General features: G+C 47.4%; 1 pseudogene. It reads left to right on the plus strand.

Going from position 1 to position 215, the window contains the following annotated elements:
* Positions 1 to 215, plus strand: a pseudogene (locus HMPREF2682_RS09530) (superoxide dismutase); the annotation flags it as partial.

Consider the following 215-nt stretch of genomic DNA (forward strand, 5'->3'; position numbering starts at 1 on the left):
GCATTTTAAGACGTCTATTACGATTCCTGGGGGAACGCTTAAGCCGGGTAAGGTCTATAAGATTGGTTTCTACGGTAAAGACCGTCCGGAGGATGAGAATTACCCCGGTGAGTTGCTGAATGATGTTGCAGATTTCATTCCGGTACGTTCGCTTAATAAGGAATCGGCTAGCCCTGAGATGTTTCTGAAGGCTACGACGGTGAGCCCTTATGATG

It is taken from the genome of Rothia sp. HMSC061D12, assembly GCF_001836735.1.
Lineage (GTDB): Bacteria > Actinomycetota > Actinomycetes > Actinomycetales > Micrococcaceae > Rothia.